Consider the following 21,883-nt stretch of genomic DNA (forward strand, 5'->3'; position numbering starts at 1 on the left):
TGCCTACAGCCGACCAACGATATCGCGCCTTTTGTCAACGGCGGAGCGATTCAGATGCGCGTTCTAGGCGCCTGCATCCAGAAGTATCTGTTGCGCCCGATCAACCAGCGGGCGGTCGACCATTTTGCCATCGACCTGAACCACCGAACCGGCCGCGTCTTCCAGCGCTTGCAGGATGCGGTTGGCCCAATCAATTTCAGCCGGGGTGGGCAAGAAACCTGTGTTCACCGCCGTGACCTGCGCAGGGTGAATGCACAGTTTGGCCCCAAACCCGAACGCCCGCGCGCGTTCGACGTCGCTCTTGATGACGCCGATATCTTTCAGATCGGTTGTCACGCCATCGACAGGCTGAAGCAGGTTCCCCAACCGCGAGGCCAGCACAATTTCGAACCGCGCCGGATCCAGCACCACTCCAGTCCCCGGAATGCGCGTATCGGCCCCGAAATCCAGATTACCGAATGCCAATCGTACCACGCCGGGAATGGTCGCCGATGTGCGCAGCGTGGCCAGCCCAAAAGCAGATTCCACCAGCGCGATCAGCGCAGTACCGGGCAACCTCTCGGACACTTTCGACAGGCTGGTGGGATCCGCCTTAGGCACCATGATGGTCGCGCAACCGGCCGCGCCAAGTGCGGCCAGATCGTCGTCGAACCAAGGGCTGTCTTCGCCATTGATCCGCACGATGCCCTGACCGCCATGCGCAAACCAGTTTACGATATTGTCACGCGCCTCGTTTTTCAGGTCGGGACCAACCGCGTCTTCCAGGTCAAGAATAATTGCATCCGCACCAGAGCGCGCAGCCTTTTCAAATCGGTCCGGCCTTTGGCCCGGAACAAACAGATAACTTCGGGGTGATTTCATCATATCACCTCGGGCTTGAAACTTGCTACGGCACTCATCGCCAGTGCGCCGTCAGGGCCGCGTGCCCACAGGTCCAGTGTCGCACCATCTTTGCCGGGCTTGGCCTCAAGGTGAAATGACCGGTCTACAAACAAGGGCGCCATGCCACGGAAATCAAATGTTTCCACGGTCTCATTGGGTCGGCACTTGGCTGCAAACCCCTGCAACAAGGTCGCAATCAACGGGCCATGCACAACCAGGTTTGGATACCCTTCCTCGCCCGTGGCGTAGGGTTTGTCATAGTGAATGCGGTGACTGTTCGAAGTCAGAGACGAATACCGGAACAAGGCAACCGGATCGGGGGTGAATTCCTCGGACCACTTTGCGCCCTCCGGCGCAGGCGCCGCCAGAGGCTTGGGGGCGCCGGGGCTGGGCGCTTCGCGGTAAACGATATCCTGTTCTTCTTCGATGCAGATTTTGCCATCCAGCAGAATCTTGTGAAGCACCGTGACAAACACCAGCTGCCCTGCGCGCCCGGATTTAGAGGCTATTTTCAAAATCTCGCTGTGCTTTTCAGCCTTCTCCCCGATCGGCAAAACCGCGAGATGGCGCAACCGCCCGCCCGCCCACATGCGGCGTGGCAGGGCGACATCAGGCAGGAAGCCTCCGCGTTTTGGGTGGCCATCGACGCCAAGTTCACTGCGCTTCTTGAACGGGTTGAAGAACAGCCAATGCCAGCCGCCCGGCAACGGCTGCCCCTCACCGGGCGCATCAAGGTCAAGCGTCGCGGCCAGTGACGAAACCGGGCCAGTCGAAATCTGATCTTCTAGCTGGTCTTGGCGGCCAATTGCGGCGCTGTAATCGTGTTCCTTGACGGCTTGTGCGATCGTCATTGGCTGTATCTCTTTCTTCGGATGTCAAAAAATGATGTGTTCGTCGACAAGACGGGCCCGCTCACAGGCACCAATGCCCAGGAGTTCGCCAAAGACATAGTCCTCGTGCTCGCCCAACTCGGGCGTGCCCCGGTCCATGCCGGGCGCATCGCTTTTCGAGAACCGCGCGGGAAACCCCACGGCCATCCGTGACTTTCCATCGGATTCAGTCACTTCGACGATGCTTCTGCGACTTTGCATGTGCGGATCGTCGACGATGTCCGACGCCCGCCATGACACATGTGCCGCAATCCCGCGGGCTTGCAGCGCCTCTGCAGCGACGTCGGCATCACATGACCCACACCATTGGGCCACGAAATCATCCACCTCGCCGCGACGGGCGATCCGCGCAGCGGCGGTGGCATAGCGCGGGTCTGTGCCAAGCCGGGGCTGGCTGATCAGCGCGGCAAGCGCCCGCCACTCACCGTCCGAAGAAACCGCAACCGTCAGCCACCGCTCTTCGGTTTTGGTGGCGTAAATGCCATGCGGCGCATGCTGAGGGTCATTGTTGCCCATCCGCTCCTGCTCGACTCCTGCAGAACTTGCTGTCAGCGCCTCACCGACCAGTGACGAAGCCACTTCGCGCGCCGCCACATCTACGTGGCTTCCCAGCCCTGTCATCCGGCGTTTGTGCAAGGCCGCAACAGTCGCCAGGGCAGCGTTCATCCCTACCGAATGGTCCATGACATGACGCATTTCCACGGGCGGTCCATCTACGTAACCCGTCAGGTAACCAAGCCCGCCCCACGCGCCGAACAGCGGGGCGTATCCGGCAAAGTGGCTGTCAGGGCCCGTCTGTCCCGAAGACGACACCGACACCATGACAATATCATTCTTGACCGCACGCAGCGCCTCATAACCAAGTCCCAGCCTGGTCATCACGCCAGCGCGAAAACTTTCGGCAGCCACGTCAGATTGCGCAACAAGCCGTTTGGCCAGCGCCACGCCATCAGCATGTTTCAGATTAAGACGCACTGACAGTTTGTTCGATGCGACCTGATCAAAGGTCGCAGGGCCTGCACGACCGTAAACGGCATGCGGCTTTCGGAAAATATCAAGACGCTGCGAGCTTTCGACCTTGATGCATTCCGCGCCCAACTGAGAAAGCATATGCGTACAGAATGGGCCCGCCGCATGTACGGTAAAATCTGCTATCCGGAGTCCTTCAAGCGGCTTCATACGGTCACTCTTTTGCTGCGGACGGGCGCTGTCTTGTCCAATTTATGTTGGTGCGCGCCGGGCTGCGGGGCTGCGGCGCCGATGCGAATGGGCGCATCGCCAAAACGAAACGGCGCGGATTGCACTTTGATAACGCCATCGGATTTGGTCCGGACCTCCTGAAACGCACCACGCGCGATTTCATGCACGCCTTCAAGAATCTGGAGCGGTGAGTTGTAGCGCGCCATCGGAACACCAAGCTCTTGCGCACGCGCCACCAAATCCTCGACGTCGTATTGGCGCGCCCATTCGCGTATCTTTGCATTAATCATATCGCCGCGATTGCTGCGTTCGGCTGCGTCATCCAGCGCGGCATCCAGCGCCCATTCGGGATCGCCCATCAGATGGACCAGCCCCTGCCACTGGCGCTCTTCCAATGTCAGCAACTCGACATAGCCATCGTTGCACTCAATCACCCCGCCATATCGGAAAGACCGGGTCAAACGATGCTCGACCGAGCCGTCGCCAAACCTTTGAATGGCAAAGGCACCGACTGCTGCGGTCGCATCTTGTATCGACGTGTCGACGTATTGACCTGTGCGCGACCAAAGCGCCGAAAGCGCTGAAAGCGCCGCGACGACACCGCCCTGCATCTGAGCAAAATGGCCCGCGACTTTCAGCGGCGGCCGTTCGGGAAACATGCTGGCGGACAGTCCATTGGGAAGCAGAAAGCCTTCTCCGCCCGCATGGATCAGATTGATTTCGGTCCCGTGCCAGTCAGCCTTTTGCCCAAATGATCCAAACGGAAGAACCGACAGGTGGATGAGGTCGGGATAACGCGACGCGATCCCAACCTCATCTATGCCAAGAGCAGCACGACCTTTGACAGGCGCATCCTCAATAAAGATATCCGCTGTCGTGAGCAGAGTCGCCAGAGAGGAGCGTCCGGTGTCGGTTTCCAGATCGCAGATGACACTTTTCTTGTCGGCCGCGACATAGGCGAACAGAGCACTTTCACCACTGGGCAGAAAAGGTGCTGTGCGCCGCAACACAGACAGCGACACAGGCTCTATCAAGGTAACTTCGGCACCCATGGCCGCGAGAAGGCGTCCAGCCCACGCGCCAGCGACTCCGGACGTGTATTCCACGACTTGAATGCCCGTGAGCGGTTTGTCCTGGGACATGGTGAACGCCTCCTCCTTTGCTGCGTTTTCTGGCGTCTAGCGCACGACCTTCAGGTCAAGCTCAAGATTGCCGCCGTCGAGGAAGACCCGAAGCTGGGGATCACGCGACTGAAGCGCGACGGTTGCGATGCCCGGTGTGGTGATCTCGCCACGCTGGTTTTCGCCCCAGATCTCAATATCGACCAGCGCGTGCCCGTCCTTAATGTATTTTCTGGACACTTTGCCCTTGCACCACGTGCTGTCGCCCATGGTGTTGAAACGGCGCATTTCGGTGCGAACTCGCTTGAGGAAAGCGCCATCGCCCATCCAGTTTGTGACCATCGTCGCCATCCAAGAAGACCGCTGCGGACCATAGTCATAGACGCCCGGAACGCCGACCTCTTTTGCCGTGCTCTCGCGGTGGTGGCCAATCCCGGTATACTCAATCCCGCCGCCCGCTTCGGGGTTGCGGAAAAAGTGGCCGGGGTGCTTCATCGCCGCCTGGAACACCACGCCGTGGGTATGACCGCGACCGCACCCGACAAGAAAGCCCATGGTGTCCATCAACGACAGCGGGCCGCGCACAATGGTGTCCAGGCTTTCACCCTCGGTCACATCTTCCCAATAGCGCGCTTTTGAGCCACGAATTTTCATCGGCTCATCCATGATGCAAGCATCCAGCGCTTCGTATTCTTCGTGGGTATAATCGTGGGTTTTGATGTCGGCATACTTGCCCGCGTCGCGCGCCGCCTTGCGTTCATGCCGGGTGCAGGTGCCCAGCGCACGGGCCAGTAAATCACCGTGCTGGTTAAAGTAGCTGGCTTCGACATACTGAAGCACAAGCCGCCCCGAGAACTTCGATTCCTTCTCTTCGATGCCGATCACCCGTTCGACGGCGTTGACGCGATCACCGGGGCGAATGTGGCGGAACAGTTCCCAGTCGTTACCCGCATAAAACCCGTGAACACCGGGCAAACCCCAACGGGTCCGGCCGATCCATCCGAATGCCATAGGAAACATCGGATGCGCCAACTGCGATCCAAAGCGCGAGTCTGCTCCATAGCCGGGGTCGCGATATAGTGGGTTCAGGTCGCCAATGCCGTTGCACCAGTTGCGCAGTGTGTCAGAGGTTGCATCCTGCAGATAAGGGCCCTCGGGGCGAAGTTGCAGGCCGATCATGTCCTTTGCGGCAGCCACCGCCTCGTCGGTGATTTTCCCCTCTGCGGGGGCGCCGCCCATTCCCTTACTTTTGTTTTCTTTCAACGTCGCTGTCGTCACGATTGCATCTCCTCTGAATTGGTAGCTGCGGCAAATCCGCACTTGAAAGGCGTTCAGGTCTCTCTTCGCGTCGCTTGCCTTTATTTAATGCATTATATTTTTAATGGTCAACAGGAGTTTCGAAAATGGCCCATATTTTTGTAAAAATCGCTATTTACCGCTGATAAACAGAGAAACCCCGGCGCCGAATGGACGCCAGGTGTAGAATTTAATGCATTATAATTAGTTTTAGAGGGCGAAATCTGCTGCGTTGGAGATCGTTGCATACCGTTTCAGGCCCGCAAGCGCATAGTCATGCTCTTCGGTGGTTGCGCCTGCACAGCAATCTTCCAGCACAACACAGGCGTAGTCCCGGTCGTGCCCTTCGCGCACAGCTGCGGAAACGACACCGTTGGTCGACACCCCTGCAAAAATCAGGCGGCCGATCCCTTGCGCCCTCAACAGCGGTTCAAGTTTGGTGCCGTAAAACGGGCTCACGCGGTGTTTGATGATGTCCGGATCACCGGCTTGGGGTGCGAAATCGGCGAACACTTCGGTCCCCCAAGTGCCCAACTCAAAGATGTTGTTATCTTTCGCCTTGGAAAAAATCGGCGAGTTGGGCGGGCATTCCGGGTACTGCGCGGAAAAACCGACCCGCACATACCCCACCATGACATCGGCACTGCGCGCGCGCGCAATGGCATGTGCAGTGTTCTTGTACACGCCGCGGTTGATACATTGCACCCCATACGATTTGGCGCCCATCCCGTCGGGATGTACCAGATCGTTCATCATATCCATAATCAACAGAATGCTTTTTGAAGTCATGTCTCTCTCCATTGCTCTATGTTTCGGTAAGGGTTTGCCCACCGAACCAGACACAACGTTCAGAGACCTCGTGCGTTACTCGGCGTAGCTTTCTTTGAATTCGTCCCAACCCGCGCGAATGTGGACGCGCAAGGCAGACAAAAGCGCACTTTCGTCGCGGGCCAGAATCGCGCTCAGCAACTCGTGATGTTCTTGCGATGCCCGACCGATGCGATGTTCGAGCTTGTTGATCAGATCGAAGGGATACCGTGCCCACAAGGCGCGCACGAACTGCAATGTTTGCGGCAATGCGGCCGCTTGATACAGCACTTCGTGAAATCTGTAGTTGATGGTGCGCACGCTTTCGCGGTCGCCCTTGTCCGCAGCTGTTTCGAGCTGATCCTGAAGGTCGCGCAGCGTGTCCAGTTCCTTTGAGGTCAGCCGTCCCATCGCCTGCAAGGCCAGTTTGCATTCCAATGTGACGCGCAGGTCGACTATTTCCGCGGTGGCGTCGATGTCGAAGGGCGCAACCGTCGCGCCCCGATGCGATGACCCCTGGATAAAGCCCTCGGCCTCCAACAGTTTGATCGCTTCGCGCACGGGTGTGATACTGGTGCCGATCATTTCGGCAATCTGAGCTTGCTTGAGCTTTGATCCCCGGGGGAATTTGCCGGAAATGATCCCCTCTCGCAAAAAGTCTGCTACTCTTTCTTCTTTGGTCTGATGTATCAAATTCGTGCCTTTCCGACCGATTGTAAGGGGCACTATACCACTCGACCGCAAAAAGAACGCAATAAATCATGCCCCACCCGCGTTTCGCGGCGCGGCATCCAGTCGGAAAATATGGGCGGAATCCACACCTTCGGCGACAGGGTAAATGTCTGCGATACGCGGATCATGCGCCGGTATGACGTGATCGTCGCTGTCGGCCAGGTCCCGAATAATATCATGGGCTGCCAGCATGTCGGATGACTGGAAAACCACAGCGAACGGAACGCCGCGCTCGTATTCTTCGTAGTAGTGCAGGGCATCCGACGCCAGAACGACCCACCCGCGTTCGGTACGCACGCGCACGATTTCCTGCCCGGCGCAATGGCCACCAACCCAATGTACGCTGACGCCATCGGCAAACCTGCGGTGCCGTCCGTGCAACTTCAAACGAGCAGCATGCAGCAGCTCAACCAGCTTTGCGATCTCGTCAGCCGCATAAGCGTGTCGAAACCACGGTTTTTGCATCCACGGCCCTGTCACATAGGACATTTCCTCGGCCTGCATATGAAATGTCGCCACGGGGAAGGCATCCAGGAACCCAAGATGGTCATAATGCGCATGGGTCAGAATGACGGTATCCACCGTCGCCGCGTCGATACCCAACTGCGCCAATCCGTCCACCGGGCTCAACACATGGCCATGGTTGTTCTTGCGCGCCTTGTCCGGGTCCATGCCGGTATCAACAACAATGACCCTGTCATCGCCGACCAACACCCATGAATAGAAATCCAGAACCAGCGTCGCGTCGGGATCCGCGTCAAGTATGAAATTCTGGCCGCGCTTGCGCGTGGTGTTGATCGCATGGCGTATGCCATAGATTTTCCACGTCGCACCATTGTTCGATTGCACAGTCATACATCCTCCTCTCGCCCACGGACTCACGCGGCTGCAGCGGCACCCAGAAAGGTGTCGATGGCTTCCTGACGGGCGGCGCCGTCCCTGAGCTCTGCCGCGCTGCGATATCCGACCAGCTGACCGCCGCGCAGAAAATGCAGGTGGTCGCAAATCCGCATCGTCATAGCCAGGTTCTGCTCGACCAGCACAATCGCCAGATCGGTTTCGCGCCTGATTGTGCCCAGACGGTCAAACACCCGCCGCACCAGCATCGGCGCCAGACCCAGCGACGGCTCGTCCAGCAACAGCAACCGTGGCCCGGCCATCAAACCCCGACCGATCGCCAGCATTTGCTGCTCTCCTCCACTCAAACGCCATGCCGATCGGTCAGCCTTGTTGGCGATCTCGGGAAACAGGTCCAGCACCATCTCGATCCGGCCACGCCGATCACGTCCGTTCAGGTGATAGCCACCAAGTACAAGGTTTTCGCGTACTGTCATTTCGCCGACGATCTCACGCCCTTCGGGCACGTAGACGATGCCGCGCTTCACACGCTCACGTGTCGGCATCGCCGACACATCCACACCGTCAAAGGTCAGCGTACCTTTGGTGGAAATCAGACCCGCTATCGCCTTCATGATCGAAGTTTTGCCCGCGCCATTGGCCCCAAGCAAAGCCACGACCGCCCCCTGGGGCACAGAAAACGAAACACTCTCTACGGCCTGCGCCTTGGCACCATAAAAGACCGACAGGTTCGACACGGCAAGTAAATCAGTCATCGTCGCTCCCCAGGTAAATCCGCACAACATCTTCGTTGTTGCGCACCTGCTGCGGTGAGCCGCAGGCAACAATTTCGCCAAAGTTCAGCACATAGATCCGATCACAAATCGACATGACCAGATCCATGTCATGCTCGACGACGACCATGACCAGGTCGGACGCGGCGAGGTTCCTGAGACTGCGCATCAGGTCACGCGTTTCCGAGTTGTTCAGACCTGCCGCCGGCTCATCCAGCAGCAAAACATCCGGCTTGCCGACAATCGCCCGTGCGATTTCAACCAGCCTTAGCATTCCGGGTGGCAATTCGGCCGGGAACTTGTCCGCGACACCGGCAAGGCCAAGCTCTTGCAGGGCAGCTTGGGCCGATCCGCGCATCGCTGTCCGTTCCTTGTGAGCGCGCGGCGTGGGAAAAAACGCATGCACCCAGCCTGCATGATAGTTGCGTGCAACACCAACCATGACGTTTTCCAGAACCGTCAGGTCCGGGCTCAGCGCCACGTGCTGAAAGCTGCGCACAATGCCCCTGGTCGCGCGTGCAGCCGGCGACAGGCCGTTCAGAGCATGGCCCGCATAGGTAATCGACCCCTTCTGCGGGGAATAGGCACCCGTCAGACAGTTGAACAAGCTTGTCTTGCCCGCTCCGTTCGGACCGATCAGGCCTGTGATCTCTCCTGCGCGAAACTCAACATCCAGATCCTGCAGGACTTTGATCCCACCAAAAGACAAGGAAATCGCATCGCCTTTCAAAGATTTGGCAGCGACGTTCATGACGGGGCCCCCTTGTATTCGCCGATCCAGTCCTTGATCCGCGGCAAATAGTGTCCGAGCAGGATCACTCCCAAAAGAGCCAAGCCATAAAACACAGGAATCCATGCCCCAGAGGCCGACAGAAATTGCGGGACAAGTGTCAGAAAGGCGCCGCCAACAAGCGCGCGTATCAAGGTAAGCCCGTAAAAGCTGACGACCGAGCCGACCAACAGGAAAATCGACGCCCACAGGGTAAACCCGCTGGGCGACACCGTCGATCCGGCAAAGCCAAGCGTCGCGCCGCATAGCGCTGCGATACCACCGCTGATGCCCATCACGACGATCCGCGCCCAGTCCTTTCGCGTGCCAAAGGCATCTGCCGCCGCCGGGTGCGCCTTGGACAGCAAAAGCGTAAGACCCTGACGGGAATGGCGCAATCTGGCCAGCGCACAGACAACCGCGATCAACACGACAAGCGCAGCGTAGTAGCGCTGGAACGACATATCGATCCCTGGAATGGCAGACTGCGATACATACAGCCCCTCGTATCCACCGGTCAGCCCATCGGCATTGTTGATCATCTCGGGAACCGCCAGCGCCAACGCCATGGTCGAGACCGCCAGATAGATGCCCGACAGCTTGCGCGATGGCCAAGCGAACAAAATCCCCGAGATCACACCAAGCGTCAGTGCAAGCGGCAGGCTGACGAAAATCGACAACCCATAACGCGTGTCCAGAATCGCGACGGAATAAGCCCCGAGCGCAGCAAAGAAACCATGCCCGATCGACACCTCGCCGCCGTAGCGGACCAGCGTACTGACAGCCAGGACACCAATGCTGTTGGCAAAGCAGATCCCTAGCGTGAACATCCACGATCCGCCGACAAACAAGGGCACGACGCACAACAGCGCCACCAGCCCAAAGTTCAGAACTTCGCTGGGTACGCCTCGAACCAAGAACCTTTGAACCTTTGTGTCGGGGCTTTCGACTGCGACATTTTGATCAGACACGAGTGCCCCCTACGCGTTGAAGGATGCCATTGGGGAAAGTATTGAGCGCGAGCAAAACGACCCCGAGCAGGAAAGTACTGCTGAATTCAGGCGACACATAGAAGGTGAAAAGGTTCATCAGCACCCCGATCAATATCCCGCCGATCAAACTTCCAGGGAGGCTTGCGAACCCGCCGATCACGGCTGCGGCAAAGGCCTGTAGCATAAAGGTCGCGACGGTCGTGACGCTTAGAAAGGTCGTAGGGACGATCAACAGCGCGCCGACCACGCCAAGAATTGCGGCAACCACCCACGAGAACAGATGCACCGAGCGCAGGTTCAACCCGCAGACTTCGGCTGCGAACGGGTTCTCGGAAATGGCACGGAACGCGATCCCCAACTTTGTGTAGTCGATGACAAAGAACAGTGCGCCGATGGTAACGACTGCAACCGCCAGAACCGTCAAATCATAGCCAGTCACAAACAACCCCAGAACCGACATGCTGAATCGCGGCACCGGAAGGTCGAGATTGACGATATCCGCACCAAAGATAAGCAATGTCGCGCCCTGAGCGATAAGGCCCACGCCAAGCGTTGCAATCGTCGCTGTCAGGTCGGATCCGAACACCAGGGGCGAAATGACCGCATAGGTCGCAAAGGCAATCGCGACAACGGCCACGACGGCCAACAAAACGGCCATCCCCCAACTCAGATCCAACAGGACACCGCTGGAAAAGCCGTAAATCAGAAATGCCGCGAACCCTGCAACGTTGCCATGCGAAAAGTTCACCACCCGCGAGGATTTGAAGATCATCACAAGGCCAAGAGCGCCCAGAGCATAGAGACATCCAGTGATCATTCCCGACCAGACCAGCGGAAAGAGATCGCGGGCAGTGTTCGAAAGGAATTCCATCACGACTCTTCCTTTTTCGGTGTGCCGTCGCGCATAAGACCCTTTTCGACAAGCTCAACAACACAGGGAAAGTAGCGGCCGGAATAGCCGTGTTTAACCGCAGCTTCGTAATAGCTTTGAACGGTTTCTGCGGCGGGCAGGTCCACACCCGTGCTTTGTGCCAAGGCAAACACACCGCCGATGTCCTTGAGGACATATTCCGGCGAAAATGCCCTGTCTGGAAACGCGCGCGGCAGCATGGCCTTGCGTGCGTGATTGCGCAGCACAAAGCTGTCGCCCGACCCTTTTGACACCGCGTCGAGCAGAACTTCGGGATCAACGCCGCCCGCTTCGCCCAGCACCATCATCTCGGCCATGGCCACCGTATTGGCAAACACCAGCATGTTGTTTACCAGCTTAAGAACCTGGCCTGTACCAACTTTGCCGCCGTGTGTGATGTCGGTTGCGATATATTCGAGGTGCGGTTTGATCCGGTCGAACAGATCCTGATCCGCACCGACCATGATCGACAACGCGCCTTTTTGCGCGGCTTCGCGGGTACGTGCCACTGGCGCGTCGGCAAACCTGATCCCGGCAGCCCCCAGCTTTGCTGCCGCCGCGCGAGCCGCAGCCACCGACGTCGTCGACAGATCAACCACGATTTTGCACTTGCCGTCAGCGTTCAAAAGCTCGGTTGTCACCGCGTCCACCTGCGGATCACCCGGCAAGGACAAAAAGATAATATCCGATGCCTGCGCCAGATCGACGAGCGATGCGACGCGCTCGGCGCTGTCCTGCTCGACCGCGACCAGCGCGTCTTCGGAGAGATCAAACGCCAAAACCTTGCCGTGGTGTTTTCGGGCCATGTTCTGACACATGGGCCCACCCATCACGCCAAGCCCGACAAATCCAATGGTATCCTGCGTATTCATCATCAATCCATCAACATCCCGCCGTTCACGTCGAGAACGGTGCCGGTAATCCAATTTGAAGCAGGCGAGCAAAGGAACAGGATCGCCTGCGCAATGTCTTCTGGTTGACCGAACCGGCCCAGCGGCACGCTGCCGTGCGCCGAAGGTGCCGCGCGCTGCGTCACAGTTTCCCACATCGGCGTTTCAACCGGCCCGGGCGCAATGACGCTGGCATAGATACCCTTGTCCGCACCGTTCTTTGCGACCCACTTCATCAGGCCATGTACCGCAGACTTTGCCGCGACATAGGACGGGCCAGAAGCCACGCCGCCGATTTTTGCGGCGATTGATCCCAGGGCGACGATCTTGCCCATCTGTTGGTCGGCCATCACCGGAAAAATCTCGCGGATCGGATTGACGACCCCCATCAGGTTGACGTCCAGCATTTTCTGCCACTCGTCCTCTGTTGAATCGACCAGGTGGCGGTGCGAAATCGTCCCTGCACACAGGACCAAAGCATCAATCCGGCCGTGTTCTTTGACGATGTCTGCAACCAGCGTCCGCGTCTCATCGCCCGACGTCACATCATAACGACGATAGATAATGCCTGCGTCGGCGAAGGCCGCGTCGTCGACAATATCTGTCGCGATGACTGTCGACCCGGCCTGTGCAAGTGCAAGCGCAGTCGCGCGCCCAATTCCACCTGCCGCGCCCGTCACAAGCGAAATTTTGTTATCCATACGCGCCGGAGCGCTAACTGGTATCTGGGCCATCCCAGCCACCTCCCGATTTCATGAGTTTAGCTGCGCATCGGCGCCTTCACCGCAGGCAAGACGCCGATGTCATCGTGATTGATTTAGTTTGGCGTCGCAGCATCAAAGACGACCGATGGGTAAGGCGTGAAGTCACTGACAAGTTCAAAACCATCCGCTGTCGCCTGAATTATCCCCTCTTGGCGGGTGCCGCGATGATCGCCCTCTTTGAACGAAACGCCGCGCGCACCGCCCACCGATGCCCCATCTAGAGTTTCAAGCGCTTTGATCAGGTTAACACGGGTCAATTCATCACCAGACGCAAGCAGCGCCTCAAAACCGTTGTGAAAGATCGCCGCATTGCTCCAGCCGTTCAGACCGAAAACACCCACGGGATCGTCAGGATAATACGTCGCGATAGACTCGCGGTAGGCCGCGATTTCCGGCGCGTCGCTCGACACTGGCAGCAGCCAGGACGAGAAATAGACACCATCCAGAAGATCACCAGCAAGCCTGCGTGTAGACGGGTCAGCGGTAAAGAACGGCGCAAACCACTTTACGTCGACCCCTTGCAAATCGGCGGCCTTCAACGCCGCTGCAAGGTTGGCATTGGACCCGAAAAGAATTACTGCCTCGGCCCCGGAATTGGCGACCCGGCGAATGTGGGGGCTAAAGCTTGTGGTTTTCACGTCAAACGGGACGGATTCAGCCGCCTCGATTCCCAGATCTGCCAGATAGGCATCAAACCCGCGCTTGGCCGATTTTCCCAGCTCATCGTTTTCCCAAAGCAGCGCAACCTTTGTGAAATCAAGCGCGTTAATCGCGTAATCAAGGTTCGATGCGGCGGACCAACCATAGTCAGGCAACAGCGGAAACACGTTGGGCTCAACAAAGAACTGGCTTGCGCCACCGATCGGACCGATGACGGGCAGGCTGACTTCGCGCGCATAGGGCAGGACAGCAACGTTGGTCGCAGTGCCAATGGACGCGGACAGCGCAAAAATACCATCATCTTCGACCATCTGACGCGTCACCGCCACCGACCGCGCCGGATCATACCCATCATCTTTTGTCACATAGTGTACGGTCCACCCGTTGATGCCGCCACTTTCATTCAGGTTCCGGTAATACGCTTCTGCCGCGTGCGTCAAAATTGCATAGAACGGCACCGGGCCCGTCACCGGCGTAAATGCGCCAATCGTGACAACCTTGTTCTCTTCGTCAATGCCGACATCAGCCGCCTGTGCCTGCCCTACCCCAAACACAGGGCCCATCATTGCCAGCGACACGACGCATGACGCCGCGACCCTCCTTGAAATCGAAAGCATATGTTCTCCTCCCATCCACATGTTTCTTGTCGTCAGGATAGGAAGGCCACTGCGATGCGTCAATATAAAATGCATTATAGATTGACGGCAAGGGAATTTTTTCAGCAAGTTCCCCCTAATGGTCGTGAGAAAATGGTCTAAAAGCCCTTAGAGAGGCCTGAAATCGTGATATATAATGCATTTTATGGTTGTCAAAACCTCTACTCCCTGTCAGGTACATGCTGCACCGCCAAAGGGCGAACGCAACAGAAATTCAGACGGAGGCGACCATGAACCAAGGCGTATTGGCAGGAAAGACAGTGGTCGAATTGGGGAGCATGATAGCGGCTCCATTCGCGACACATATTCTCCAACAATTGGGCGCAACCGTCATCAAAGTCGAACCTCCGGTTGGCGAGACAACCAGAAAACTGGTGCGCGGCGGTCCAAGCGGAAGCTTTCTCGCCTTTAACCGCGGCAAGAAAAGCCTCTGCCTCGATTTACAGAAACCTCAGGGGAAAAAGGTATTTCGCAAGCTTGTAGAGGACGCCGATGTCGTCATTCACAATCTGTCGCCCAGTGCGTCCAAGAAGCTTGGCGTGACGTTCGACGATTGTAATGCCCTGAATCCAAATATTATTTTTTGCGCCATCAAAGGCTATGGAGATGGTCCGCTTTCACAAGAAGTCGCATCGAACCCGATTGCCGAGGCAGCCACCGGCATCATGTTTTCCAATCGCATCGATGGACGCCCTTCGCGGCTTGGCCCGTCCTATCACGACCAGTTCGCTGGCTGCTATGCTGTCATCTCTGTTCTCGCAGCACTGCTGTCCAAGGACGAAACCAAGCGCAACATCGAACTTGGCCTGTATGAAACCGGCCTTCACATCGCGGCGCGCGATCTGCTCGGTGTTCAGCTCAAATCGCAACTCCTTGGCCGTCCCGAAACCGAACCGTCGGCCGAATTCAGTATTCCCGGCTATGGATCGTACGAGGGTAGCGACGGGCGCTGGGTCTATCTGGTCATGCTCACCGACGATCACTGGCGCAAGTTCTGCGCAGCACTACAGATCGAGCAGATTGACGACCTGACAACCCTGCGCGAACGCCGCCGCGAGCGCTCCCGCGTTGAAGCAATTGTTCGCAATGCCGTCGCGCAATACGAATATGACGTGCTTGCTGCGCTCCTCTCTAAACATGGCGTCGGCTTTACCGAAGTACTTTCTGCCGACCGCGTGCTGAGCGCGGCCCAGGCGCAGGCACCGGGCAAGTATTCCGAGTTTGAGTTCAAAGAGTATGAATTTCAGGCGCCTGACCTGCCAATCCCGATCCTGGTGCGCAGCGACGAATTGACGACTGCGCCGCCACTGTTGGGCGAAAACACCGATGAAATCCTCGCGTCGCTCGGATTTGATACGGCAGAGGTATCCGATATCCTCGACTCACGCGCAGCAATCCCCGCTGACACAGAACAAGCGCTCTGGTCCCTGCCCAAGGCGCGCGGATAACACCGTTTCAGGTGGCAAGTGATCCAAGACGCAACAACTTCGATCTGCCCACCGCCGGTCCGGCGTTCGTGTGAAGCTCTGCCGGTTTGGGCTTGGTCGTTTACTGAATCGTTTGGGTTCAACCCGCCGGGCAATGGCTAATGGCGCACCTATGGCATGACCGCTCGGGATCTTTGCCCAAGCGTCGAACACCGCGCGCACGACGGATTGCAACCGTCCCAAAGCACCCGCCAGAGACGAGAAAAGTCATAGGTCGATATCAATTCACCCCGTCAGGGGCAGGCTTTCTGTTGGATCAGGCATAGGGCGATCTACAGTACAAAACTTGAAAACGGTCAGCCACCGACGGCGGATGCGTACCATTTGCGAATTTTTGCCCGCTCTTCTTCCGACATATAGCTAAGGTTGGCAGGCGGCATCGCATGGCTTAGCCCGGCCTGTAGGTAGATTACCTTGGCGTGATGGGCGATCTGCGCCCCGGTCTCAAGCCGGACTCCCTTTGGTGGCCAGAGCAACCCATCCCAGGCCGGCTCTGCCGCGTGGCACATCGAACAACGGCCCATCACGATGTCATGCACCTCATCAAAACCTTCGGCCTGCGCAAACCGCAGCGCGCCACCCTGCGCGACCTCGGGATCCTCGGCGCGAAACATCGGCGCGGTGCTAAGCCACATGATGATCAGAAACAGGATCGCCGTCGCCGCCCAGGTCCAGTTGGGTTCACCCTGGCGCGAATGCACCGAGTTAAAGTAGTGCCGGATCGTCACGCCCATCAGGAACACCAGGCTGGCAATCAACCAGTTGTATTGCGACGCAAAAGCCAGCGGATAATGGTTGCTGAGCATCAGAAAAATCACCGGCAGGGTGAGGTAGTTGTTGTGGGTGCTGCGCTGCTTGGCAATCTTGCCGTATTTTGCATCCGGCTCCCGGCCCGCCATCAGGTCATCCACGACGATCTTTTGATTCGGGATGATGATCATAAAGACATTCGCGCTCATGATCGTCGCGGTAAATGCGCCCAGATGCAGCAGCGCCGCCCGGCCGCTGAAAACCGAAGTGTAGAAATACGCCATCGCTACAAGGATCACATAGAGCAACACCATCAGCCGGGTGTTATCGTCGCCGAATTTCGATTTGCAGATCCAATCGTAGGCCGCCCAGCCGAACGCCAGAGATGCGAACGAGATCAGGATTGCCTGCCACGGCGCCAGATCCATCACCGCCGGGTCGATCAGATAAAACTCTGCCCCCAGATAATAGACCAGAAACAAAAGTGCAAAACCCGACAGCCAGGTCGAATAGCTCTGCCATTTGTGCCATATCAGGCCGCCGGGCATATGGTCGGGTGCCACCAGATATTTCTGGATGTGATAAAAGCCGCCGCCATGAACCTGCCATTCCTCGCCATCCGCCCCCGAGGGCAGGTTTCGATCCCGGTGCAGACCCAGATCCAGCGCGATGAAGTAAAAAGATGACCCGATCCAGGCGATTGCCGTGATCACATGTAGCCAGCGCACCGCAAATTCCGCCCAGGCCCCCATCGCCGCAAGATCGTACATCGTCATCTCCTGTTCCTGATCCCCCACAACGCTATACGGCCAAACAGTTGTTTGTTAATCCTTCAATTCACGGTGCAGTTTCAAACTGCGCCCGAAAGGCTGAATGGCCCAGGTAAACAACCACCCCATATTCCTGCGTGTCTATGAATTGGGCAGCATATCAGCCGCAGCGCGGGATCAGCACTGCCCCGTCCGCCAGATTACCACCCCGCGCATCTTAACCGGGCAAGGTGCGCTGATCCCGGCGACCACGGCAACGCCGCACTATCCGACTCAGCTGGCCTGCCTTAGCCGTCGCGTCGGTTCCCTGATCCCAAGGTGCAGTTGCTCTCGGACTTCATGATTTCCAACTGCCGTGCTGCGCGGCGCGAATCTGACGCGCTGGCGTGGCCACAGCCGACAGTATTCTGCCTGCATGACGCAAAAAGCCCGGGCGCGAACGCCCGGGCAGTGGTTCAAGGTCTGAAGGAAGGAGGATCAGCCCTTGGAAAACTCAGGGTAGGCTTCCATGCCCAGCTCTGCCATGTCGAGACCGTTGATCTCGTCCTCTTCCGAAACCCGGATGCCCATTGTCATCTTGAGGATGAACCACAGCACGAAGGAAACGACGAAGGTAAACACACCCACAACCACGATGCCGTAAAGCTGGGTGCCCAGCGAGGCGTCAGAGTTGGTCAGAACAACGGCGATGGTGCCCCAGATGCCGCAGATCAGGTGGACCGGGATCGCACCGACAACATCGTCGATCTTGATCTTGTCAAGGAACGGTACGGCGAAGACCACCAGCAGACCGCCAAACCCACCAATCAGAGTGGCTGCACCCAAGGTCGGGGTCAGCGGCTCAGCGGTGATCGACACGAGGCCAGCCAGCGCGCCGTTCAGGACCATGGTCAGGTCCGGCTTTTTGTACAGAAGCTGAGTCAGGATCATCGCGGCGACAGCACCACCAGCAGCAGCTGCGTTGGTGTTAGCAAAGATACGGCTGATGTCGGCAACGTCACCCACGGTGCCCATGGCAAGCTGCGATGCGCCGTTGAAACCGAACCAACCGAGCCACAGAATGAACGTGCCAAGAGTAGCGAGCGCCAGGTTGGAACCCGGGAACGGTGTCACGCGACCATCTTTGTATTTACCAAGGCGCGGTCCAAGCAGAATGGCGCCAGCCAGAGCGGCCCAGCCACCGACCGAGTGAACAACGGTCGAACCGGCGAAATCGAGGAAACCTGCTTCGTCCAGGAAACCGCCGCCCCACTTCCAGGAGGCCTGGAGCGGATAGATGATTGCGGTCAGCACAACGATAAAGGCCATGAAGGGCCATAGTTTGATACGCTCAGCCAAGGTGCCCGAAACGATCGACGCGGTGGTGGCGCAGAACATCAGCTGAAAGAAAAAGTCCGATGCGGTCGCGGCGTAGGTGTAGTCGTCTGCGCCATCGGCGGCGACGCCCACAACCTCCATCACGGCAGGGCCCCAAACGCCCGACAGGATGCCTTCGGTCGACCAGGTGCCCAGCGGGTACATCAGGTTATAGCCGACCAGGTAATAAAAGATTGCCGCAAACGAGAAGAGTGCGACGTTCTTCATCAACTGCATGGTCACGTTCTTGGAGCGCACAAGGCCCGCTTCGAGCATCGAAAAGCCCGCAGCCATCCAGAACACCAAGAAGCCACCCATAAGGAAAAGCAGCGAGTTTAAGATAAAGACCGAATCGGTCGAGGCATTCACTCCCGGTACCGGACCAGCGTCCTGCGCCAGACCCAGGCTGGGCAGCGCAATCAGCGCGGCAACCGGAGCGAGCGTCTTGAAAAGTTTCATTTTTTTGTCCCTTTTGTTCGTTCCGGCAGCCGTCAGAGGGCGTCCGCGTTTGTCTCACCGGTGCGCACACGCACAGCCTGAAGCACGTCGAGCACGAAAATCTTGCCGTCGCCGATTTTGCCGGTCTGTGCGGTTGTCGTGATCGTCTCAACGACCTGATCCGCCATCGCGCCGGACACAACGATTTCGAGTTTGATTTTCGGCACAAAATTCACGGCATATTCGGCGCCGCGATAAATCTCAGTGTGGCCCGATTGCGAGCCGAAGCCCTTGATTTCTGTCACCATCATGCCGCGTACGCCGATGGCAGTCAGCGCCTCGCGGACCTCCTCCAGCTTGAACGGCTTGATCGTCGCAATGATGAGTTTCACCTTGGTCCCTTTCGGTTTGGCAGGTCGGGGCCTGCATTGGCCTGTGCAGCAAGAGCGGTTAGGCGGAGGGTTTGAAAGGGTAGACCGCCATTTTTGCGACCAACGGATGTACAAAGTTGCACAAATTTTGCACAGATTTATAGATATGGCTAATTTTAGGGCGAAATAAAAACCCTCAAACGCTGGCGGAAACAGTCCACTTCCGCGAAAAATCCGGGTACCCTATCAAAAAAGAGCACAAAGCCGGGCAGTATAACATGAGTGATTCAGGTCGCGGCAAAGGCCGCCTTGTGGCCGACCGCCGCTATCCCAAATCTGGCGGATCCAAATCCACTGGCACGAAGAAACCCGTCGCCAAATCCGGCGTGACCAAACGTGCGCCCGCCAAATCGCGGCGCAAGACTGCCCCGCGCCGTCCACGCAACCGGTTTGTCGCCTTTATACTCGGCATCATCCTGTGGCCTCTGCGCATCCTGTGGCGGATTACATGGCGGCTGACCGCTGTGTGTCTGCTCGTGCTCGGCAGTGTCGTTGCGTACACCTACACGACATTGCCTCCGTTGCAGGCCCTGCTGGACGGGCGCGCACAGGGATCGGTCACATTGCTGGATCGCGACAGCCGCGTCTTTGCCTGGCGTGGCGATCAGTTTGGCGGCGTTGTCACAGCCGAAAGCGTGTCGCCCTATCTGAGCAACGCGGTTATCGCGACCGAAGATCGGCGCTTTCGTCTGCATCCCGGCATTGATCCCATCGGTATCGCGAGTGCGGTCAGCATCAACCTGCGCGAAGGGCGCGGCCCGTTGCAAGGGCACGGCGGCTCGACCATCACCCAACAGACTGCAAAACTGATCTGCCTTGGCGTTGATTTCGATTCGACCAAGTGGGAAAATGAAAAGGCCTATGTCGCCGAATGTCGGCGCAGTTCGTTGGCGCGCAAGGCGAAAGAGGCGATTTACGCCCTCGCGATGGAAATCAAGTACACAAAGGATGATATCCTTTCGATTTACCTGAACCGCGCCTATCTTGGCGGCGGTGCCTACGGTGCCGAAGCTGCCGCACAACGCTATTTTGGCAAACCGGCGTCCGCCGTGAACGCAGCCGAGGCGGCGATGCTTGCCGGGTTGCTGACCGCGCCCAGCACGCTTGCCCCAACCAGCAACATCGAACGGTCGCGTGACCGCGCGTCTGTTGTGCTAAGTCTGATGGCCAACCAAGGCTACCTGACCAAAGCCGAGGCCGATGACGCCCGCGCCCATCCCGCAGCGTTGTCCGATGCCGCTGAGGCGCGTGCCGGCGGCTATTTCGCCGATTGGGTCATGGACACGATTCCCGAATTTGCGTCGGTCGAATCACGCCAGGATGTCGAAATCCGCACGACGCTGGATCCCCGCCTTCAGACCGCGGCCGAGAATGCAATGAAGGCGATCTTTTCCGAAAAGGTCCGCGAAGGCTCCAAGGCGCAGGCCGCAATTGTGGTGATGTCCGCCGACGGTGCCGTCCGTGCCATGGTCGGCGGGCGCAAGACCGGCGTGTCCGGCGTGTTCAACCGCGCCACCCAGGCCAAGCGACAGACCGGATCGGCGTTCAAACCGTTTGTCTACGCCACCGCGCTGGAACTAGGATATGGCCCGTTCGATACGGTGGTGGACGAACCCTATTGTCTGAATATTCCCGGTTCGGGGCAATGGTGCCCCAAGAACTATACCAACACCTTCAAGGGCCGCGTCACCTTAACCGCGGCGCTGGAAAATTCGCTGAACATTCCGGCGGTCAAGATTTCCGAATCCGTCGGGCGCGATCTGGTGCGCCGTGTCGCGGATGATTTTGGACTGGCCTCGGATCTGTCGGACACGCCGGCGCTGGCGCTGGGTGCGTCGGAATCAACGCTGCTTGAGATGACCGGTGCTTATGCGGGTATCCTGAATGGCGGCTCATCCGTGCGACCCTATGGCCTGACCGAGCTGCGCATCAAAGGTGACCCCGATCCGATGATCGGACAAGGCGGCGGCATAGGTGAGCGGGTGATTCGCGAAACGGCCGCGAAAGAGCTGATTTACATGATGGAAAAGGTCATTTCAGAAGGCACAGGCCGACGTGCCCGACTGGATGGCCGCGAGGCCGCGGGCAAGACCGGCACCACCCAAGCCGCTCGCGATGCCTGGTTTGTGGGCTTCACGGCGGATTATGTGGCTGGCGTCTGGATGGGGTATGATGACAACACGCCGCTGACCGGCGTCACCGGCGGGGGTCTACCGGCCGAAATCTGGCATGAAGTCATGGTGCGCGTCCACGAAGGCCTTCCCGCCCGGCCCCTGCCGATGATCATCCCGCAGGCCCCGGCTCCACAGCCCGCGCCGCAACCCCAGCAGCAACCGCAGTCGGTTCAACCCGAACAACCCCGGCAACAAAAAGACCCGGTGACGAACTTCCTGGACGGGCTGATCCGCGATTTACTGGGCGGCGGGAACTAAGGCGCCGCCCCGACCGCGC

Annotated in this window: 20 protein-coding genes; 2 read left to right on the forward strand and 18 right to left on the reverse strand. The window is 58.2% G+C overall.

Going from position 1 to position 21,883, the window contains the following annotated elements:
• Positions 1-63: 63 nt before the first annotated feature.
• From IMCC21224_RS00675 to IMCC21224_RS00745, 15 genes are all read right to left on the reverse strand, one after another.
• Complete coding sequence (locus IMCC21224_RS00675) at positions 64-861, reverse strand: CoA ester lyase (protein WP_053079047.1); 798 nt, start codon at positions 859-861, stop codon at positions 64-66.
• Positions 861-1,733 (reverse strand): acyl-CoA dehydrogenase, encoded by an 873-nt coding sequence (locus tag IMCC21224_RS00680; protein ID WP_047993692.1) that lies wholly within the window; start codon positions 1,731-1,733, stop codon positions 861-863. The genes IMCC21224_RS00675 and IMCC21224_RS00680 overlap by 1 nt, the downstream gene beginning before the upstream one ends.
• A 24-nt stretch (positions 1,734-1,757) precedes the next feature.
• Complete coding sequence (locus IMCC21224_RS00685; RefSeq protein WP_047993693.1) at positions 1,758-2,951, reverse strand: CaiB/BaiF CoA-transferase family protein; 1,194 nt, start codon at positions 2,949-2,951, stop codon at positions 1,758-1,760.
• On the reverse strand, positions 2,948-4,114 hold the full coding sequence (locus tag IMCC21224_RS00690; protein ID WP_047993694.1) for a CoA transferase: 1,167 nt from the start codon (positions 4,112-4,114) through the stop codon (positions 2,948-2,950). The genes IMCC21224_RS00685 and IMCC21224_RS00690 overlap by 4 nt, the downstream gene beginning before the upstream one ends.
• Positions 4,115-4,150: 36 nt before the next feature.
• On the reverse strand, positions 4,151-5,371 hold the full coding sequence (locus IMCC21224_RS00695; RefSeq protein ID WP_197089145.1) for a MaoC family dehydratase N-terminal domain-containing protein: 1,221 nt from the start codon (positions 5,369-5,371) through the stop codon (positions 4,151-4,153).
• A gap of 228 nt (positions 5,372-5,599) precedes the next feature.
• Positions 5,600-6,178 (reverse strand): cysteine hydrolase family protein, encoded by a 579-nt coding sequence (locus IMCC21224_RS00700; protein WP_047993696.1) that lies wholly within the window; start codon positions 6,176-6,178, stop codon positions 5,600-5,602.
• A gap of 75 nt (positions 6,179-6,253) precedes the next feature.
• Positions 6,254-6,922 carry a GntR family transcriptional regulator gene (locus IMCC21224_RS00705; RefSeq protein WP_231581989.1) on the reverse strand — a complete coding sequence of 223 codons (669 nt, stop codon included), beginning with the start codon at positions 6,920-6,922 and terminating at the stop codon, positions 6,254-6,256.
• A gap of 33 nt (positions 6,923-6,955) precedes the next feature.
• Positions 6,956-7,783 carry an N-acyl homoserine lactonase family protein gene (locus IMCC21224_RS00710; protein ID WP_047993698.1) on the reverse strand — a complete coding sequence of 276 codons (828 nt, stop codon included), beginning with the start codon at positions 7,781-7,783 and terminating at the stop codon, positions 6,956-6,958.
• Between the two features lie 23 nt (positions 7,784-7,806).
• Complete coding sequence (locus IMCC21224_RS00715; RefSeq protein ID WP_047993699.1) at positions 7,807-8,541, reverse strand: ABC transporter ATP-binding protein; 735 nt, start codon at positions 8,539-8,541, stop codon at positions 7,807-7,809.
• Entirely contained in the window at positions 8,534-9,310 is a 777-nt protein-coding gene (locus tag IMCC21224_RS00720; protein WP_047993700.1) for an ABC transporter ATP-binding protein, read from the reverse strand. Before IMCC21224_RS00720 ends, IMCC21224_RS00715 begins: the two co-directional genes overlap by 8 nt.
• A complete protein-coding gene (locus tag IMCC21224_RS00725) occupies positions 9,307-10,299 on the reverse strand; it encodes a branched-chain amino acid ABC transporter permease (RefSeq protein WP_047993701.1) in 993 nt (330 codons plus the stop codon). Before IMCC21224_RS00725 ends, IMCC21224_RS00720 begins: the two co-directional genes overlap by 4 nt.
• Positions 10,292-11,191 (reverse strand): branched-chain amino acid ABC transporter permease, encoded by a 900-nt coding sequence (locus tag IMCC21224_RS00730; RefSeq protein ID WP_047993702.1) that lies wholly within the window; start codon positions 11,189-11,191, stop codon positions 10,292-10,294. Before IMCC21224_RS00730 ends, IMCC21224_RS00725 begins: the two co-directional genes overlap by 8 nt.
• Positions 11,191-12,102, reverse strand: coding sequence for an NAD(P)-dependent oxidoreductase (locus IMCC21224_RS00735; RefSeq protein WP_047993703.1), 912 nt, complete (start codon positions 12,100-12,102; stop codon positions 11,191-11,193). The genes IMCC21224_RS00730 and IMCC21224_RS00735 overlap by 1 nt, the downstream gene beginning before the upstream one ends.
• Positions 12,103-12,104: 2 nt before the next feature.
• Positions 12,105-12,854: an SDR family NAD(P)-dependent oxidoreductase gene (locus IMCC21224_RS00740; protein ID WP_047993704.1), complete on the reverse strand. Its 750-nt coding sequence runs from the start codon at positions 12,852-12,854 to the stop codon at positions 12,105-12,107.
• Between the two features lie 83 nt (positions 12,855-12,937).
• Positions 12,938-14,161, reverse strand: a complete 1,224-nt coding sequence (locus tag IMCC21224_RS00745) for an ABC transporter substrate-binding protein (protein WP_197089148.1) — start codon at positions 14,159-14,161, stop codon at positions 12,938-12,940.
• Positions 14,162-14,379: 218 nt separating this feature from the next.
• On the opposite strand from IMCC21224_RS00745, the gene IMCC21224_RS00750 reads away from it, so the two are divergent.
• Entirely contained in the window at positions 14,380-15,648 is a 1,269-nt protein-coding gene (locus tag IMCC21224_RS00750) for a CaiB/BaiF CoA-transferase family protein (protein WP_197089149.1), read from the forward strand.
• 335 nt (positions 15,649-15,983) lie between these two features.
• Here the strand turns inward: IMCC21224_RS00750 and IMCC21224_RS00755 are convergent, their stop codons facing one another.
• The 3 genes from IMCC21224_RS00755 to IMCC21224_RS00765 form a co-directional block, all read right to left on the reverse strand.
• Positions 15,984-17,207, reverse strand: a complete 1,224-nt coding sequence (locus IMCC21224_RS00755) for a urate hydroxylase PuuD (protein WP_047993707.1) — start codon at positions 17,205-17,207, stop codon at positions 15,984-15,986.
• Positions 17,208-17,684: 477 nt separating this feature from the next.
• A complete protein-coding gene (locus IMCC21224_RS00760; RefSeq protein ID WP_047993708.1) occupies positions 17,685-19,022 on the reverse strand; it encodes an ammonium transporter in 1,338 nt (445 codons plus the stop codon).
• A gap of 32 nt (positions 19,023-19,054) precedes the next feature.
• Positions 19,055-19,393: a P-II family nitrogen regulator gene (locus IMCC21224_RS00765; RefSeq protein WP_047993709.1), complete on the reverse strand. Its 339-nt coding sequence runs from the start codon at positions 19,391-19,393 to the stop codon at positions 19,055-19,057.
• Positions 19,394-19,650: 257 nt separating this feature from the next.
• Here IMCC21224_RS00765 and IMCC21224_RS00770 point away from each other — a divergent pair, with 257 nt between their 5' ends.
• Positions 19,651-21,864 (forward strand): transglycosylase domain-containing protein, encoded by a 2,214-nt coding sequence (locus IMCC21224_RS00770; protein WP_047993710.1) that lies wholly within the window; start codon positions 19,651-19,653, stop codon positions 21,862-21,864.
• Positions 21,865-21,883: the final 19 nt, after the last annotated feature.

This window comes from Puniceibacterium sp. IMCC21224 (genome assembly GCF_001038505.1).
In the GTDB taxonomy this organism is placed as follows: Bacteria; Pseudomonadota; Alphaproteobacteria; order Rhodobacterales; family Rhodobacteraceae; genus Puniceibacterium.